This window comes from Reyranella sp. (assembly GCF_004297265.1).
GTDB lineage: Bacteria > Pseudomonadota > Alphaproteobacteria > Reyranellales > Reyranellaceae > Reyranella.
Genome location: NZ_SCUT01000053.1, coordinates 14,276 through 29,845, shown reverse-complemented (window position 1 = coordinate 29,845; position 15,570 = coordinate 14,276). Strand labels below are relative to the sequence as shown.

At 67.3% G+C, this 15,570-nt stretch carries 18 protein-coding genes; 11 read left to right on the top strand and 7 right to left on the bottom strand.

Features of this window, described 5'->3' with window-relative positions:
• Window positions 1-1,893 (bottom strand): preprotein translocase subunit SecA (gene secA, locus EPO41_RS23875; RefSeq protein WP_296330798.1); only part of this gene is annotated, 1,893 nt, incomplete at its 3' end.
• A gap of 294 nt (window positions 1,894-2,187) precedes the next feature.
• Here secA and EPO41_RS23870 point away from each other — a divergent pair.
• The 4 genes from EPO41_RS23870 (at window position 2,188) to EPO41_RS29780 (ending at window position 5,018) form a co-directional block, all read left to right on the top strand.
• Window positions 2,188-3,183 (top strand): peptidylprolyl isomerase, encoded by a 996-nt coding sequence (locus EPO41_RS23870; RefSeq protein ID WP_296330795.1) that lies wholly within the window; start codon window positions 2,188-2,190, stop codon window positions 3,181-3,183.
• Between the two features lie 97 nt (window positions 3,184-3,280).
• On the top strand, window positions 3,281-4,519 hold the full coding sequence (gene argJ / locus EPO41_RS23865; protein ID WP_296330790.1) for a bifunctional glutamate N-acetyltransferase/amino-acid acetyltransferase ArgJ: 1,239 nt from the start codon (window positions 3,281-3,283) through the stop codon (window positions 4,517-4,519).
• Between the two features lie 35 nt (window positions 4,520-4,554).
• The gene (gene mutT / locus EPO41_RS23860; RefSeq protein ID WP_296330804.1) at window positions 4,555-4,962 is read left to right on the top strand and encodes an 8-oxo-dGTP diphosphatase MutT; all 408 of its coding nucleotides are present in this window, start codon (window positions 4,555-4,557) and stop codon (window positions 4,960-4,962) included.
• Window positions 4,959-5,018: an H-X9-DG-CTERM domain-containing protein gene (locus tag EPO41_RS29780; RefSeq protein ID WP_363247429.1), complete on the top strand. Its 60-nt coding sequence runs from the start codon at window positions 4,959-4,961 to the stop codon at window positions 5,016-5,018. The genes mutT and EPO41_RS29780 overlap by 4 nt, the downstream gene beginning before the upstream one ends.
• Window positions 5,019-5,056: 38 nt before the next feature.
• Here EPO41_RS29780 and EPO41_RS23855 read toward each other — a convergent pair whose 3' ends face one another.
• Both EPO41_RS23855 and EPO41_RS23850 read right to left on the bottom strand, forming a co-directional pair.
• Entirely contained in the window at window positions 5,057-5,869 is an 813-nt protein-coding gene (locus tag EPO41_RS23855) for a hypothetical protein (protein ID WP_296330788.1), read from the bottom strand.
• A gap of 3 nt (window positions 5,870-5,872) precedes the next feature.
• Window positions 5,873-6,787 carry a methyltransferase domain-containing protein gene (locus EPO41_RS23850; protein WP_296330786.1) on the bottom strand — a complete coding sequence of 305 codons (915 nt, stop codon included), beginning with the start codon at window positions 6,785-6,787 and terminating at the stop codon, window positions 5,873-5,875.
• 141 nt (window positions 6,788-6,928) lie between these two features.
• On the opposite strand from EPO41_RS23850, the gene EPO41_RS23845 reads away from it, so the two are divergent.
• Genes EPO41_RS23845 through EPO41_RS23835 form a run of 3 tightly spaced genes read left to right on the top strand, consistent with a single transcriptional unit; the run spans window position 6,929 to window position 8,805 of the window.
• Complete coding sequence (locus tag EPO41_RS23845) at window positions 6,929-7,645, top strand: ComF family protein (RefSeq protein WP_296330784.1); 717 nt, start codon at window positions 6,929-6,931, stop codon at window positions 7,643-7,645.
• Between the two features lie 21 nt (window positions 7,646-7,666).
• A complete protein-coding gene (grxC, locus tag EPO41_RS23840; RefSeq protein WP_296330783.1) occupies window positions 7,667-7,927 on the top strand; it encodes a glutaredoxin 3 in 261 nt (86 codons plus the stop codon).
• 11 nt (window positions 7,928-7,938) lie between these two features.
• Complete coding sequence (locus EPO41_RS23835; RefSeq protein WP_296330780.1) at window positions 7,939-8,805, top strand: carbon-nitrogen hydrolase family protein; 867 nt, start codon at window positions 7,939-7,941, stop codon at window positions 8,803-8,805.
• A 116-nt stretch (window positions 8,806-8,921) separates the two neighbouring features.
• On the opposite strand, the gene EPO41_RS23830 is transcribed toward EPO41_RS23835, so the two are convergent.
• Window positions 8,922-9,542, bottom strand: a complete 621-nt coding sequence (locus EPO41_RS23830; RefSeq protein ID WP_296330777.1) for a putative glycolipid-binding domain-containing protein — start codon at window positions 9,540-9,542, stop codon at window positions 8,922-8,924.
• Window positions 9,543-9,569: 27 nt separating this feature from the next.
• Here EPO41_RS23830 and EPO41_RS23825 point away from each other — a divergent pair, with 27 nt between their 5' ends.
• On the top strand, window positions 9,570-11,273 hold the full coding sequence (locus EPO41_RS23825) for an amidohydrolase family protein (RefSeq protein ID WP_296330774.1): 1,704 nt from the start codon (window positions 9,570-9,572) through the stop codon (window positions 11,271-11,273).
• A gap of 7 nt (window positions 11,274-11,280) precedes the next feature.
• On the opposite strand, the gene EPO41_RS23820 is transcribed toward EPO41_RS23825, so the two are convergent.
• Window positions 11,281-11,778: a class I SAM-dependent methyltransferase gene (locus EPO41_RS23820; RefSeq protein WP_296330772.1), complete on the bottom strand. Its 498-nt coding sequence runs from the start codon at window positions 11,776-11,778 to the stop codon at window positions 11,281-11,283.
• The gene (locus EPO41_RS23815; protein WP_296330767.1) at window positions 11,775-12,641 is read right to left on the bottom strand and encodes a DMT family transporter; all 867 of its coding nucleotides are present in this window, start codon (window positions 12,639-12,641) and stop codon (window positions 11,775-11,777) included. The genes EPO41_RS23820 and EPO41_RS23815 overlap by 4 nt, the downstream gene beginning before the upstream one ends.
• A 90-nt stretch (window positions 12,642-12,731) precedes the next feature.
• Here EPO41_RS23815 and EPO41_RS23810 point away from each other — a divergent pair, with 90 nt between their 5' ends.
• Entirely contained in the window at window positions 12,732-13,217 is a 486-nt protein-coding gene (locus tag EPO41_RS23810) for a DUF1178 family protein (protein WP_296330764.1), read from the top strand.
• A 15-nt stretch (window positions 13,218-13,232) separates the two neighbouring features.
• On the opposite strand, the gene ubiG is transcribed toward EPO41_RS23810, so the two are convergent.
• On the bottom strand, window positions 13,233-13,994 hold the full coding sequence (gene ubiG / locus EPO41_RS23805) for a bifunctional 2-polyprenyl-6-hydroxyphenol methylase/3-demethylubiquinol 3-O-methyltransferase UbiG (RefSeq protein ID WP_296330761.1): 762 nt from the start codon (window positions 13,992-13,994) through the stop codon (window positions 13,233-13,235).
• A 78-nt stretch (window positions 13,995-14,072) separates the two neighbouring features.
• Here ubiG and EPO41_RS23800 point away from each other — a divergent pair, with 78 nt between their 5' ends.
• Entirely contained in the window at window positions 14,073-15,320 is a 1,248-nt protein-coding gene (locus EPO41_RS23800) for an aspartate kinase (RefSeq protein WP_296330758.1), read from the top strand.
• A gap of 88 nt (window positions 15,321-15,408) precedes the next feature.
• Complete coding sequence (locus tag EPO41_RS23795) at window positions 15,409-15,543, top strand: hypothetical protein (RefSeq protein ID WP_296330755.1); 135 nt, start codon at window positions 15,409-15,411, stop codon at window positions 15,541-15,543.
• Window positions 15,544-15,570 lie beyond the last annotated feature (27 nt).

Sequence of the window (15,570 nt, the reverse complement as noted above, 5' to 3'; positions counted from 1 at the left end):
CGTCTCCAGCGCCTTGTTGAGCCAGCGATGGGTCAGCGCCTCGTCGTCGGCCATGCCCTTCTTCTGGACCCAGTCGAGCACCTTGTTGTTGCCGAAGATGCGCATCAGGTCGTCTTCCAGCGACAGGAAGAACTTCGACGCGCCGGGATCGCCCTGGCGGCCCGAGCGGCCGCGCAGCTGGTTGTCGATGCGGCGCGATTCGTGGCGCTCGGTGCCGACCACGAACAGGCCGCCCGCCTCGCGCACGATCGCGCGGTCGCGCTCGACGCCGGCGCGGATCTCGGCCTCGACGCGGGCGATCTCGGCGTCGCGGGCCGCCTCGTCGGGAAACTTCGCGGCGATCTCCGGGATGCTCTGCTGCACCAGCATCTCGACGTTGCCGCCGAGCTGGATGTCGGTGCCGCGGCCGGCCATGTTGGTGGCGATGGTGACGGCGCCCGGCCGGCCGGCCTGCGCCACGATCTGGGCTTCCTGGTCGTGGAAGCGGGCGTTCAGCACGTTGTGCGGGATGCCGGCCTTCTTCAGCGCCTCCGACAGCTCCTCGGATTTCTCGATCGACACGGTGCCGACCAGCATCGGCTGCTGGCGCGCGCGGCATTCGCCGATCAGCTTGACGATGGCGCGCGTCTTGTCGCCCAGGGTCCGGTAGATCTCGTCGTCGGCGTCCTTGCGCGCGACCGGCACGTTGGTCGGGATCTCGACCACCTCGAGCTTGTAGATCTCGGCGAACTCGGCGGCCTCGGTCAGCGCCGTGCCAGTCATGCCCGAGAGCTTCGGGTACATGCGGAACAGGTTCTGGAAGGTGATCGAGGCCAGCGTCTGGTTCTCGCGCTGGATCTCGACATGTTCCTTGGCCTCGAGCGCCTGGTGCAGGCCCTCGGAGTAGCGGCGGCCCTGCATCATGCGGCCGGTGAACTCGTCGATGATGACGACCTGGCCGTCCTTCACGATGTAGTCCACGTCGCGCGAGAACAGCTTGTGGGCGCGCAGCGCCTGGGTGATGTGGTGGAGCACCGATACCATGGTCGGCGCATAGAGGCTGATGCCCTCGGCCAGCAGCCCGTCGGCGCGCAGGATGTCCTCGATCGCCTCGATGCCGGCGTCGGTCAGGACGACCGTGCGGTTCTTCTCGTCCTTCTCGTAATGCTCGGGCTTCAGCTGGGGGATCACCGTGTCGGCGCGGCGGTAAAGCTCGGAGGAATCCTCGGCCGGGCCGGAGATGATGAGCGGTGTGCGCGCCTCGTCGATCAGGATCGAGTCAACCTCGTCGACGATGGCATGGTTGAAGGGCCGCTGGACCATCGCGTCCAGCCGATACTTCATGTTGTCGCGCAGGTAGTCGAAGCCGATCTCGTTGTTGGTGCCGTAGGTGATGTCGCAGGCATAGGCCGCCTTGCGCTGCTCGTCGTCGAGCTCGTGCACGATGATGCCGACGGTGAGGCCGAGGAACCTGTAGACGCGGCCCATCCATTCGGCGTCGCGGCGGGCGAGATAGTCGTTCACGGTGACGACGTGCACGCCCTTGCCGGGCAGGGCATTGAGATAGACGGCGAGCGTGGCGACCAGCGTCTTGCCTTCGCCGGTCTTCATTTCGGCGATCTTGCCCTGGTGCAGGACCATGCCGCCCTTCAGCTGGACGTCGAAGTGGCGCTGGCCGAGGGTCCGCTTGGCCGCCTCGCGTACCGTGGCGAAGGCCTCGGGCAGCAGATCGTCGAGCGTCTCGCCCTTGGCCAGGCGTTCGCGGAATTCGACGGTCTTGCCTCTCAGCTGCTCGTCGGAAAGCTTGACCAACTCCGGCTCAAGGGCGTTGATCTTCGCCACCGGCTTGTCCAAGCCCTTGACGATGCGGTCGTTGGCCGTCCCGAAGAGCGTCCGGGCAAGCGCGCCAAGCATGGAAAACCTCGATATTCTAATGACTTAGGCGGGCACAGCGGCCCGCCCTCCCTGTGAGAGATAGAGAGCGGCCGGAGGAGTGTCAACGCAGCGGACAATCGCAGCCCCATCGGACGGCAATTCAGCGGCAAATCAGAAGTGTCATCGCCCCGCCATGGACGCGGTACTCACGAAAAAGTGCCGCAATTCGACGTCATCACCTCCCTCATCGGGGAGGCGGCGCTTGCTTGGCCCAATGGGCCCTGTGTAAACGGTTTGCGCCTTTCGAAACGAATGAATCTGCTGGAGTCCGCCATGAGTCATGACCTGCGTTCCCTGCGCCTCGCCCTTCTGAGTGGCGCGGTTGCGCTCATCGCGGGTCCCGCCCTGGCGCAGACCCCGCCGGCCGGCCAGCCGGCGAAACCGCCGGCTGCGCCGGCTGCCCCCGCCGCCAAGCCGCCCGCCGCCGCCGCGCCGGCCGCGGTCAAGGATCCGGTCGTCGCCATCGTCAACGGCCAGCAGATCCGCCTGTCCGAACTCGAGATCGCCCAGCAATCGCTGCCGCAGCAGTACCGCTCCATGCCGCTGCAGGCGGTGTTCCCGGCGTTGCTCGAGCGCATCATCGACAGCAAGCTGGTCGTCCAGGAAGGCAAGAAGAGCAAGACCAACGAGGATCCGGCCTTCAAGAAGCGCATGGCCTTCGTCGAGGAGCAGGTGCTGCAGGATTTCTGGATCCAGCGCGAGATCTCCCGCCTCGTCACCCTCGAGAAGATCCAGCAGAAGTATCAGGAGCGCCTGAAGTCGATGCCGCCGGAAGACGAGGTGCATGCGCGCCACATCCTGGTCGCCACCGAGGACGAGGCCAAGGCCATCATCGCCGAGCTGAAGAAGGGCACGCCCTTCGACAAGATCGCCAAGGAGAAGTCGACCGACAAGGCGTCCGGCGCCGAGGGCGGCGATCTCGGCTGGTTCAAGAAGTCCGACATGGTGAAGGAATTCGCCGACGCCGCCTTCGACCTGAAGAAGGGCGAGACCTCGGAGACGCCGACAAAGACCCAGTTCGGCTACCACGTCATCAAGATCGACGATCGCCGCACGGCGCCGCCGCCGGCCCTCGAGGAGCTCTCCGAGCAGATCCGCGAGGAACTGGCGCGCGAGGCGGTGACGGCCCAGCTCGACAAGATCCGCGCCGGCTCGAAGATCGAGAAGTTCAACATGGACGGCACCAAGGTCGAGGCGGCCCCGGCCGCGCCGGCTGCCCCCGCCGCGACGCCGGCGAAGCCCGCGACCCCGGCCCAGCCGCCGAAGTAGGACCAGGGTTCAACTAAAACTCACGTTTTAGGGTCTTTCTGGTGTAGTCTCCGCCGCTGGCCGGCCGCGTTCCGCGGCCGCGCCCGAGGGGAGAAACATGTCCGCTAAGCACGCCACATCGCCGCTCGCGCCCAAGACGACGCCGACGCTGCCCCGCATCGCGGGCGTAAAGCTCGGTGTCGCGCGTTCCGGCGTGCGCTATACGGACCGCGACGATGTCCTGCTGGCGGTGGTGCCGGCCGGAGCGACCATCGCGGGCGTCCTGACCAAATCCAAGACCTGCTCGGCGCCCGTCGACTGGTGCCGCAAGAACCTGGCCCGCGGCAAGGTCCGCGCGATCGTGGTCAATGCCGGCAACGCCAATGCCTTCACGGGCAAGCTGGGTGACAAAGCGGTCGAGGAGTCGACCCGGGCCATCGCCCAGGCGCTGGGCTGCCCGCGCAACGAGGTCTTCATGGCCTCGACCGGGGTGATCGGCCAGCCCCTCGAGTGGGAGAAGATCGCCGCCGTCGTGCCGACACTGATCAAGTCGGGCAAGGAAGACGCCTGGTCAGCCGCCGCCGCCGCCATCATGACCACCGACACCTTCCCCAAGCTCGCCACGCGCCAGGCCAAGATCGGCGAGCGCACGGTGACGGTGAACGCCTTCCTCAAGGGCTCGGGCATGATCGCGCCGGACATGGCGACGATGCTGGGCTTCGCCTTCACCGATGCCAAGATTCCGGGCGGCGTCCTGCAGAAGCTGCTCTCCGACGCCGCCGACAAGTCGCTGAACTGTGTCACCGTCGACGGCGACACCTCGACCAGCGACACGTTCCTGCTGGTCGCCACCGGGGCGGCCCGCCACGCGCCCATCGAAGAGGCGGACGATCCCGTTCTGGTCGACTTCAAGCGCGCCCTCGACGAGGTGATGATCGAGCTGGCGCAGCTGCTGGCGCGCGACGGCGAGGGCGCCACCAAGTTCGTGACCATCAACGTGGGCGGCGCCTCGTCGAACGGCGCGGCGCGCAAGATCGGCCTGGCGGTCGCCAATTCGCCGCTGGTCAAGACCGCGATCGCCGGCGAGGACGCCAACTGGGGCCGCATCGTCATGGCGGTCGGCAAGTCGGGCGAGCGCGCCGATCGCGACAAGCTGCGCATCTCGATCGGCGGCGTGCGCATCACCGATCAGGGCCAGGTCGTGCCGAACTACGACGAGGCGCCGGTCGCCCAGCACATCAAGGGTTCCGACGTGGTGATCGACATCGATCTCGGCATCGGCCGCGGCCGCGCCACCGTCTGGACCTGCGATCTCACGCACGGCTACATCGACATCAACGGCAGCTACCGTTCTTGACGTTCGAAGAGGAATGTCCGGGCGGCCCGCCGCCGCTGGGCGAGCGTCCGCTCGTGCTGGTGGCGGCCGTTGCACTGGTCGATGTCGACAGCCGGGTCCTGATCGCCCAGCGCCCCGCGGGCAAGTCGATGGCCGGTCTCTGGGAGTTTCCCGGCGGCAAGGTCGAGCCCGGCGAGACCCCCGAGCAGGCCCTGGTCCGCGAGCTGCACGAAGAGCTGGGGATCGAGACGGCGACGAGCTGCCTGGCGCCCATCGCCTTCGCCAGCCACGGCTACGAGACGTTCCACCTGCTGATGCCGGTCTTCGCCTGCCGCAAATGGAATGGCACGCCTCGGGCCCGCGAGGGCCAGACCCTTAAATGGGTGGCGCCGATGGAGCTCACCAAATACCCCATGCCGCCGGCCGACGTCCCGCTGGTCGGCCTGCTGCGCGACCTGCTCTGATTATTGGAGCGCGCCACTCCAGTGGCGCTCATACCTTGTTTGCCGACGGAGCTTGAGCGCCACTGGAGTGGCGCGCTCCAATGAAGCATCTGGGCTAAGCCGGCCTGAGGGCTGTCCCTTCGCGCCAGCCGAGCAGGTCGCGGAAGATGAGGGCCTGCGCAGTCGCGGCCACGGCGGTGCCGGCATAGGAGACGAGGATCGCCGCCGTCCAGGTGATCACGGCCGCCGATTCGCTCGCCCCCAGCACGCCCCGCGCCAGGCCGAGCACGACCAGGGTCGCGATGGTGGTGGCGAGTGCGCTCGAGAAGAACACCAGGAACATCACGCCGATGATCGTCCAGGCATTGCCGCGGCTGTGCGCCCACGAGAGGCGCGGCGAGAAGGGCACGTCGACCGACGTTGCGGCAAGTCCGTAGCTGACGCGCAACGCCAGGATGACCGACACGGTGAAGCCTGCGCCGATCGGCGCGGCCAGTGCCTGACGGCGCGCGACCTCGGGATCGATGGCGGCGCCCGCCGCCAGCGTCTCCGGATCGATCGAGCCCAGGGCCAGCACGAAGGCAGCGAGCAGCACGAAGGTGAAGCCGCCGATCTTGATCAGGTGGCCGAGGAAGGCCATCTCGCGCGGCGACCAGCCGAGCCCGGGCAACCGGTCGACACGATGGGGGCCGAGCAGCACGACGCGCTGCCATGCCACCATGAACATCACCGTCGGAATCATGTCGACGGCCTTCTCGATCAGCATGGGCATCAACGAGTCGCGGTCCATCAGCGAGCCGACGAGTCGGATCGCGAGCGAAATGATCCACGGAATCGTCACGAGATGGAAGAAAAGGCGGAGATTGGCGAGGACGAAGGCGAAGCTTTGCGCCACCAGGCCGCCGAACGAGAGTTTCACCGCAGGCACGATCTAGCTCCGCTCCACTTTTTCGCCGGCACTGAGTTCGGAGGTGCCCAGCGCATCGGCCAGCCGCTGCGCGGCGCTGCCGGGCTTCAGCGCCTTGGGCTGCGACGCATGCGGCGACCAGCCGTGCAGGAACAGAACCTCGAAGCTCGCGGTGACCCGGCCGCCCGGCCGCGCGAACCGTTCGCCGTAGAGTTCGGCGGCGCGCAGCAGCACGGCGCGCCCGGTCATGCCGCGGCGCCGGCCGACGACGAGGTTGCTCTCGCCCATGGCGCTCAGGTCGCGCATCAGCGCGAGCGCGCTTTCGTACTCGACCTCGATCGTCTCGCTGTCGGCCACCGGCAGGGCGAAGCCCGCCCGCTGCAGCAGGCCCGCCGCATCGCGCAGGTCGGCGAAGGGCGAGACGCGCGGGCTCAAGCCGCCGTCGATCTCGCTCTCGGCCGCGGCCAGCGCCTGGCGAAGCTGCCACAGGGTGGCGCCGCCCAGCAGGGCGCCGAGGAACAGGCCGTCGGGCTTCAGGATGCGCGAGATCTGGATCAAGGCGCCGGGCAGGTCGTTCACCCAGTGGAGGTCCATGGCGCTCAACACCAGGTCGAAGCGTCCGGCCGCGAAAGGCAGGAACTCCTCGTCGGCGACGACGGCCGGGCCGCGCGCGCGCGCCGCGAAGCCGTTTCCGAGGTCGGCGCGCACCAGTTGCCCGACGATTGTACGCTCGCCCAGTGCTGTCGCGACCTCGTCGCCGTGGCTGCCGAGGTCGAGGGCGAGGGGAAAGGTGCGGCGCACATCGGCCAGACGGTCGACCAGACGCTCGGCGATCTCGCGCTTCAGGAAGTCATGACGATCCCACTTGCGCGCGGCGCGCTCGCGGCGCTGGCGCAGGGTGGTGCGGTCGAACACCAGCAGGGGATCGAGGCTCGTCACAGTGGGTATGTAGGCAAAAAGCCCGTCGGCGGGTAGGGGAGCGCCATCCTGTGGGCGCATTTGCCCGCCCCAATCCGCCGCATGTTGCCGGATGGAGTGGGCGGAGCCGTTACAGGGGCATTTTCGGATTGGGGCCGCGCGGTGCTCGACGCCGTGTTGCCGCCGCTCTGTCTTGGCTGCAACGAGATCGTCAGCGCGCCGGGGTCGTTGTGCGTGAGCTGCTGGCCGGGCTTCTCCTTCATCTCCGCCCCGCACTGCGCCTGCTGCGGCACGCCTTTCGTGGAGGATCTGGGTTCCGGGGCGCTCTGCGCCGGCTGTCTCGTCCGTCGTCCGCGCTACCATCGCGCCCGTGCCGCCCTGGTCTACGACGACCAGAGCCGCCGGCTCGTCCTGCCGTTCAAGCACGGGGACCGCACGGACATTGCGCGGGCCTGCGGCGGCTGGATGGCGCGGGCGGGTGCCGATCTCCTGGGAGAATCCGACCTGGTGGCGCCGGTGCCGCTTCATTGGCGGCGGCTTTTCATGCGCCGCTACAATCAGGCACAGCTCCTGGCGCGTATCGTCGTGCGGACAACGGCGCGCCGTGACTTGCGCCTGGCGCCCGATCTGCTGCGGCGACCCCGTTGGACGGGGTCGCAGGCCGGGCTGAAGGCGAAGGAGCGGCGGCGTAACGTCCGCGAGGCCTTCGACATCCATCCGAAATGGCAGCCGCAGGTGGCGGGCAAGGTCGTCCTGCTGGTCGACGACGTGCTGACGACCGGGGCGACGGTGGAGGCCTGCGCCCGGGTTCTGCAACGCGCCGGTGCCCTGCGGGTTGATGTCCTGACACTGGCGCGGGTCGTCCGGCCAGCGTTATAGTTTCGACAAAGAGGTTCACCCATGGCCAAGATCGAAATCTACACCACGCCGTTCTGCGGCTACTGCGCGCGGGCGAAAGGCCTGCTCGACAGCAAGGGCGCCGAATACGAAGAGACCGATGTGATGATGGACGACAAGAAGCGCACCGAGATGCGCGCGCGCGCCAATCGCACGACGGTGCCGCAGATCTTCATCAACGGACAGCATATCGGCGGCTCCGACGAACTCGCGGCCCTCGAACGGGCGGGCAAGCTCGACGCGCTGCTCGCGCAGCCGGGCTGAGGACATCCATCATGACCGCGTTCAAGGCCGGCCTGATCCAGACCAACGTCAGCAACGACATGGCCGAGAACGTGGCCTCGCTGCGCGAGCAGGCGAAGCTTGCGCGCGACGCCGGCGCCGACTTCATCATGACGCCCGAGAATACCGGCCTGATCGGCGCCAGCCGCACCGAGACGCTGGCCAAGGCTCAGACCGAGGAAGAACATGCGATGCTCGCGGCGTGCCGCGCCGTGGCGCGCGATACCGGCGCGTGGTTCCTGCTGGGCTCGATCCATGTGCGCGTGCCCGGTGAGGAGCAGATCCGCAACCGCTCCTACCTGATCGATTCGTCGGGTGGCATCGTGGCGAGCTACGACAAGATCCACATGTTCGACGTCCAGCTCGCCGGCGGCGAGAGCTACCGTGAGTCCTCGACGTTCAGGCCGGGCGAGAAGGCGGTGCTGGCCGAGACGCCGTGGGGCGTGCTCGGCATGACGATCTGCTACGACCTGCGCTTCCCTTACCTCTATCGCGAACTGGCGCATGCCGGCGCGACGATGCTTTCGATCCCGTCCTCGTTCACCGTGCCGACAGGCCAGGCGCACTGGCACACGCTGATGCGCGCCCGCGCCATCGAAACCGGCTGCTTCGTCTTCGCGCCGGCGCAGGTCGGCACGCACAAGGGCTCCAACCGCAAGACCTACGGCCACTCGGTCGCCGTCGCGCCGTGGGGCGAGGTGCTGGCCGATGCGGGCGGTGAGAAGGCCGGCTTCGTCATCGCCGACATCGACATGGGCAAGATCGAAGAAGCCCGGAAGATGGTCCCGTCCCTGACCCATGATCGCACGTACGCGGCGCCCGCGCTGCACAAGGCCGAGGTCGCGAAGGCAGCGGAGTAATCCTCTGTCGTCCTGAGCGAAGCGAAGGACCTGACATGGCGACCGAAGGACCCCGTTGCGGGCGTGAGATCCTTCGCTGCGCTCCAGAGCGGGGGTTACCCCGCTCGCGATGACAATTAAAGCGCCTCAAACAGGTGCTCGTATTTCGCGACGAACCCTTCGTCGTCGAGGTCGAGCCGCGCGGTAAAGCCCGCAGATACGCCCTTGTCGACGTAGCGCCAGGCGCGCGGGCCGAGTGGCTCGTAGAGCTGGCGAGATGGCTGGCAAGTGAGCGCGGGCGCATCGACGAACAGCGCCAGCAATTCGCCGCCGGCCTCGCCCATGCGCTGGATCGCCAGGCTGTTGCAGAACGGCGTCGCCGACACATCGACCTCGTGGCAGCCCGAGAGGTCGGGGCGGGTCTCACCATCGACCCGCCAGTCGGTATCACCGGTCCGCTCGATCAGCAGCGACTTTTCCATCGCATCTGTCCGGTCGATGCGCAGCGTTCGCGTTCGCCATGACGCGTCGAGGTCCCAGCGATAACGAAGCCCGAAGCTGTCCTCACCGGCATGGATCAGGGTGGATCGGACACTGAACCCCAGGGCATTGCGCGACAGAGCCATCAACTCGAGGCCCGGCTCGTCGACGCGTCGCCATCGGCGCAGGATCTTTTCGCTCTGCATGCGAAACTCTTGCGTCGGATCATGGGAGAATTGCGGCACGACCGTCTCGACCGGAGAGCCGAACCGCGCCACTCTCTTTCATCCATGCCGGAGAAGCCAATGTCGTCTCCCAGTCTGGTCATTCGCAACGGCACCATCGTCGACGGCTCGGGCGGGGATCCTTATGAGGCCGACCTGGCCATCGAGGATGGCCGGATCTCGGCCATCGCGAAGAACCTGCCCAGAGGCGCAGAAGAGATCGACGCGCGCGGCAGGCTCGTGACGCCGGGCTTCGTCGACGTTCACACCCACTACGACGCGCAGGTCACCTGGAGCGAGCGGCTGTCGCCGTCGTCGTGGAACGGCGCCACGACCGTCGTGCTCGGCAATTGCGGCGTCGGCTTCGCGCCGTGTCACGAAGACCAGCACGCGATGCTGATCAACCTGATGGAGGGCGTGGAGGACATTCCCGAAGTCGTGCTGTCGGAGGGCCTGCCGTGGAACTGGCACTCCTTCCCGGACTTCCTCGATGCCATTGCCGCCCGTTCCTACGATGCCGACGTGGCGACCCAGGTGCCGCACGCGGCGCTGCGCGTCTATGTGATGGGCCAGCGCGGCGCCGACCGGGAGCCCGCGACCGAGCAGGATCGGCAGCGGATGGCCGAACTCACCGTTGAGGGCCTGCGCGCCGGCGCGCTGGGCTTCTCGACCTCGCGCACGCTCAATCACAGGTCGGCCGACGGCAAGCACATCCCGACCCTGCGCGCCGAGGAAGCGGAACTCACGGCGATCGCCCGCGCGATGCGCGAGGCCGATGCCGGCTGGCTGCAGATCGTGTCCGATTTCCAGGAAGGGGAGGTCGCCCTGTTCCGCCGGCTGGCGAGGGAGTCCCAGCGACCGGTCACGATCACCTTGTTGCAGTCCAACGCCCGCCCCGACGGCTGGCGCGAGACGATGGCGGAGATCGACGAAGCCAATCGCGAGGGCCTGCGCATCACCGCCCAGATCCGCTCGCGTCCGACCAGCGTGCTGCTGGGGCTCGAACTGTCGCAGAACCCGTTCACGGGCCGGCCGAGCGCCGACCGCGTTGCGCGCCTGCCCTTCGCCGAACGTCTCGCATGTTGGCGCGACACGGCGTTTCGCGCGCGCGTGCTCGCCGAATCGTTCGAAGGCGACCGCCGCAACCGACTGGTCGATCGCTGGGACCGCATGTTCCCGATCGGCGACCCGCCGGACTACGAGCCGAGGGCGGACCAAAGCATCGCCGCGATGGCGGCGCGACAGGGCCGTCCACCGGACGAGGTCGCCTACGACCTGATGCTGGAACATGACGGCAAGCAGATCATCTATCTGCCGGTCACCAACTTCGTCGCCGGCAATCTCGATGTCGTGCGCGAGATGATCGATCGCCCCAACACGCTGCTCGGGCTGGGCGACGGCGGTGCGCATGTCGGCATCATGTGCGACGCGACGGCCACCAGCTACACGCTGACGCACTGGACGCGGGATCGTGCACGCGGCTCGCTGCTGCCGGTGTCATGGGCGATCAGGCGTCTCACAGCCGACAATGCCGTCGAGATCGGCTTGCGGGACCGCGGGCTGTTGAAAGCCGGGCTGAAGGCCGACGTCAACATCATCGACTACGACAGGCTGCGGCTGCGCAGGCCTGAAATCGTGTACGACCTGCCGGCTGGCGGCAAACGTCTCATCCAGCGGACGGAAGGCTTCGACGCGACCATCGTCTCGGGCGCCGTCGTCTATCGCGGCGGCGAAGCGACCGGGGCCTTGCCGGGCCGTCTGGTGCGTGGGGCCCGGGGCGCCTGAGCGCGCGTCATAGAAGGCGGGCGGCGATCCTCTGCACCATCGCCATTTTCGGCTGGCTGATCATCCGCGCCTCGTAGGCGGTCACCGAGAAGCGTCCGCGCACGAGGTCGAGCAGCTCGCCGTCCTTCAGGAGGAATTCCGGGCGGCTGGGTTTGCCGAAGCGTTCGTTGCCTTCCATGAAGGTCTCGTAGAGCAGGATGCCGCCTGGCAGCAGCGCGTCGAACAGCGCCGGGAACAGCGGCCGGTGCAGATAGTTGGTGACCACGATCGCCCCGAAGCGGCGGCCGGCCAGCGGCCAGGGCGAGCCGTCCTCGAGATCGGCTGCGATCACCTCGACCGTGGCGGACGCGGCCAGGGCGCTCACCTCGCGATCGACCGCGGTCACGCGATGGCCTCTGCCGGTGAACAACACCGTATGTCGGCCCTTGCCCGCCGCGAGATCGAGGACGGTGGCGCCGGGCGGGACGAGGCCCGCCCAGGCAGTGACCCAGGACGAGGGCGTCATGTCTTTCGCGCTCCGGCGCCTTTGAGGTTCAGGAGGTTGCCCGACAGGATCAGCGCGGCGCCCAGGATCGTGAGCATGTCCAGGCGCTCATTGTAGAGCAGCCAGCCGGCCAGGGCGGCCAGCGGCACGCGCAGGAAATCCATCGGCACGACGATGGTGGCGTCGGCGTGCAGCATCGCGCGCGTCAGGCAGTAGTGGGAGAGGGTGCCGCAGAAGGCGATGACGATGATCCACACCCAGACATAGGTCGAGGGCCAGCGCCACACGTCGAGCGCCGGCACCAGGCCGATGATGGACTGGAGGAGCAGCATCCAGAACAGGATGGTGAGCACGCTGTCGGTGCGGGTGAGGGACTTCACCATGGTCACGGAGATGGCGAAGCCGACGGCGGCGGCCAGCGCGATGATCTGCCCGGGCACGATCTCGCTGGTCCCTGGCCGCACGATGATGACGACACCGACCACTCCCAGCGCCACGGCGAGGTTCTTCCACAGTCCCATGCGTTCGCCGAGGAAGGCGACTGCCAGGATTGCGGTCCAGATCGGCATGGTGAACTCGATCGAGATGACCTGGGCCAGCGGGATCAGGGTCAGCGCCTTGAACCAGGCGAACTGCGCGCCGTAGTGGGCGATGTTGCGGCCGGTCTGCTGCCAGGGCCGTGCGGTCTTCAGCTTGCCGAAACCGCCGGCGAGATGGATCAGCGGATAGAGCATGACCAGGCCGATGGCCGAGCGCATTTCCATGATCTGGAAGACGTCGAGCTCGCGCGTCGTCTCGCGACCGGCAATCGCCATGACCAGCATGGCCGTCAGCCAGCCGGCCATCCAGAAGGCGGCTTTCACGAGGGAGGGCTGGTGAGTCATCGGCTGCTTCTGCGGGCGGCTTTCGGGCGACGGGGGCGCGACAATCGGCTCTTGCGTCCGGCCCGACAAGCCACCATTTTTCCGTCTGTCATGATTTTGTATCGTTTGCGCTGCGCCAAAGGCCACGAGTTCGACAGCTGGTTCAAGGACAGCAAAACCTATGAGCGCCAGGAGAAGAAGTCGCTGATCGGCTGTGCCGTCTGCGGCACGGCGAAGGTCGAGCGCGCCCTGATGGCGCCCCGCATCGGCAAGAAGGGCAAGGACGCCGCGCTGCCGGCCGTCGTCGAGGCGCCGCCCGAGGCGACGGCCACGCCGTCGGCCGAGCATCAGCAGATGGCGGCGCTCGCCAGGCAAATGCCCAAGGAACTGCGCGAGGCCCTGCTCAAGGTCCGCGCCGAGGTCGAGAAGAACTGCGAGCATGTCGGCGACAAGTTCGCCGAGGAGGCCCGCAAGATTCACTACGGCGAAAGCGACAAGCGCGGCATCTACGGTGAGACGAGCGACGAGGAGGCAGAGGCTCTGGCCGAGGAGGGCATCGAATTCGGCCGCCTCCCCTGGATCCCGCGCGGCAACTGAGCCGCAGTCGGGCCGCTATTTCGGCCCGGCGACCCCATACAACATGTAGTTCACGTCGAGGTCGTTCCGGTTCAGCGACCATTTGCGGCTGAGCGGACTATAGACGACGCCCACGATTTCCTGCGGCTCGACGCCGCCAGCGCGCAGGCCGCGGGCGACCTCGGAGGGCTTGAGGAACTTCTTCCAGTCGTGGGTGCCGCGCGGCAGCCAGCCCAGCACATACTCCGCGCCGGCGATGGCCAGCGTCCAGGCTTTTGCGGTGCGGTTGAGCGTCGACAGGAAGAGGAGGCCGCCGGGTTTCACCATGCGGCCGCAGGACCGCAGGAACAGATCGACGTCAGCCACATGCTCCACGATCTCGAGCGCCAGAACGACGTCGAACTGCGCGCCGCTTTCGGCCAGGGCCTCGGCCGTGCCCTCGCGATAGTCGATGGCGAGGTCCTGTCGGGCGGCATGGACGGAGGCGGTGGCGATGTTGCGGGCCGAGGCGTCGACCCCGGTGACCGCGGCGCCGAGGCGCGTCATCGGCTCGCTGAGCAGTCCGCCGCCACAGCCGATATCGAGCAGCGACAGGCCCTTCAGCGGTTCGTTCAGGGCATCGCGCTGCCAGTGGGCGGCGACCCGATCGCGGATGTAACCGATCCGCACCGGGTTCAGCCGGTGCAGGGGCGCGAACTTGCCGGTGGGATCCCACCATTCGTCTGCGATGCGGGAGAAGCGCTCGACCTCGGCGGGATCGACGGTTCCGTCGGTGGGAATATGCGCGGTTTCGACCATGGCTACCCTTGACCCATATGGCGCCGGCGGTGTCTATAGCCCGCTTTCCGGGCAGAAGCTTGCCCTTCGAGTGAATTCATGGCGCGCATCGTTCTCAAATTTGGCGGTACTTCGGTCGGCGACACGGATCGAATCAAGAACGTCGCGCGCAAGGTGAAAGCCGAAGTGGCGCGTGGCAACGAGGTCGCGGTCGTGGTTTCGGCCATGTCGGGCGCCACCAACCAGCTCGTGAAGTGGGTGAACGAGATCTCCCCTCTGCACGATCCGCGCGAATACGATGTCGTCGTGGCGACGGGCGAGCAGGTCACGATCGGCCTGCTGGCGATGGCGCTGCAGCAGGAAGGGGTGAAGTCGCGTTCCTGGGTCGGCTGGCAGCTGCCGATCAAGACCGACGACGCCTACGCCAAGGCGCGCATCGTCGAGATCGACACGGCCGAGATGGCGAGGACGATGGCGGCGGGGGAGGTTCCCGTGGTGCCGGGCTTCCAAGGCATTTCGCCGGAAGGGCGCATCACCACCCTGGGCCGCGGCGGCTCCGACACGTCGGCGGTGGCGCTGGCGGCAGCCCTCGAGGCCGACCGTTGCGACATCTATACCGATGTCGACGGCGTCTATACGACCGATCCGCGCATCGTCGAGAAGGCGCAGAAGATCGATCGCGTGACCTACGAGGAAATGCTCGAAATGGCCTCGCTCGGCTCGAAGGTGCTGCAGACGCGCTCCGTCGAGCTGGCGATGAACCATCATGTGCGTGTGCAGGTGCTGTCGTCGTTCGACGAGGCGCTCGGCAGCGATTTGCCCGGAACTCTGGTTGTGGACGAGGAAGAGATCATGGCCCAGGGCCTCGAGAAGTCCGTCGTGAGTGGCATCGCCTTCGCCAAGGACGAGGCGAAGATCACCGTAACCCACGTGCCCGACCGGCCCGGTGTCGCCGCGGCGATCTTCGGCCCGCTCGCGGCGGCGAACATCAACGTCGACATGATCGTGCAGAACGTCTCCGTCGACGGCAGTTCGACCGACATGACTTTCACGGTCCCCAAGCCCGACCTCGCGCGTGCGGTGCAGCAACTCGAGCGCGCCAAGGCCGACCTGAAGTTCGCCGAAGTGAAGTCCGACCTCAACGTATCCAAGGTCTCGGTGATCGGTGTCGGCATGCGCTCCCATGCCGGCGTGGCGCTCAAGATGTTCGAGACGCTCGCCGCCAAGGGGATCAACATCCAGGTCATCTCCACGTCGGAGATCAAGATCAGCGTGCTGGTGGCGGCCGAATACACCGAGCTCGCCGTGCGGGCCCTTCACACGGCGTATGAACTGGACGCGGCCTGATCGGCCCCGAAAACGGCCCCTGAAGTCCAGCGCGGCTCTGCAAATTCGCCGGTAGGCAGTCCGGCGCGGGTCTTGCTATAAGCGGCGCATGGACGCCGCACTCGCCCACATGGCCTGCCTGAACGCCCGACCGATCAAGTCGGTTGTCGCGGCATGGCGAGTTTGCGCCTGTATCATCGACCGCAGCTTCGTCGTCATCCGACTCAAGCATCTCGCGGTCTGACCATGGAGAGATCAACTCCTCTGGCCG

Excerpts from the sequence above, each read along its gene's own strand:
- grxC (WP_296330783.1), top strand. The coding sequence starts at position 7,667 with ATGGCCAAGATCGAAATCTACACCACGCCGTTCTGCGGCTACTGCGCG.
- EPO41_RS23825 (WP_296330774.1), top strand. The coding sequence starts at position 9,570 with ATGTCGTCTCCCAGTCTGGTCATTCGCAACGGCACCATCGTCGACGGC.
- EPO41_RS23820 (WP_296330772.1), bottom strand. The coding sequence starts at position 11,778 with ATGACGCCCTCGTCCTGGGTCACTGCCTGGGCGGGCCTCGTCCCGCCC.
- EPO41_RS23815 (WP_296330767.1), bottom strand. The coding sequence starts at position 12,641 with ATGACTCACCAGCCCTCCCTCGTGAAAGCCGCCTTCTGGATGGCCGGC.
- argJ (WP_296330790.1), top strand. The coding sequence starts at position 3,281 with ATGTCCGCTAAGCACGCCACATCGCCGCTCGCGCCCAAGACGACGCCG.
- ubiG (WP_296330761.1), bottom strand. The coding sequence starts at position 13,994 with ATGGTCGAAACCGCGCATATTCCCACCGACGGAACCGTCGATCCCGCC.
- EPO41_RS23870 (WP_296330795.1), top strand. The coding sequence starts at position 2,188 with ATGAGTCATGACCTGCGTTCCCTGCGCCTCGCCCTTCTGAGTGGCGCG.
- EPO41_RS23810 (WP_296330764.1), top strand. The coding sequence starts at position 12,732 with ATGATTTTGTATCGTTTGCGCTGCGCCAAAGGCCACGAGTTCGACAGC.
- EPO41_RS23795 (WP_296330755.1), top strand. The coding sequence starts at position 15,409 with ATGGACGCCGCACTCGCCCACATGGCCTGCCTGAACGCCCGACCGATC.
- EPO41_RS23835 (WP_296330780.1), top strand. The coding sequence starts at position 7,939 with ATGACCGCGTTCAAGGCCGGCCTGATCCAGACCAACGTCAGCAACGAC.
- EPO41_RS23800 (WP_296330758.1), top strand. The coding sequence starts at position 14,073 with ATGGCGCGCATCGTTCTCAAATTTGGCGGTACTTCGGTCGGCGACACG.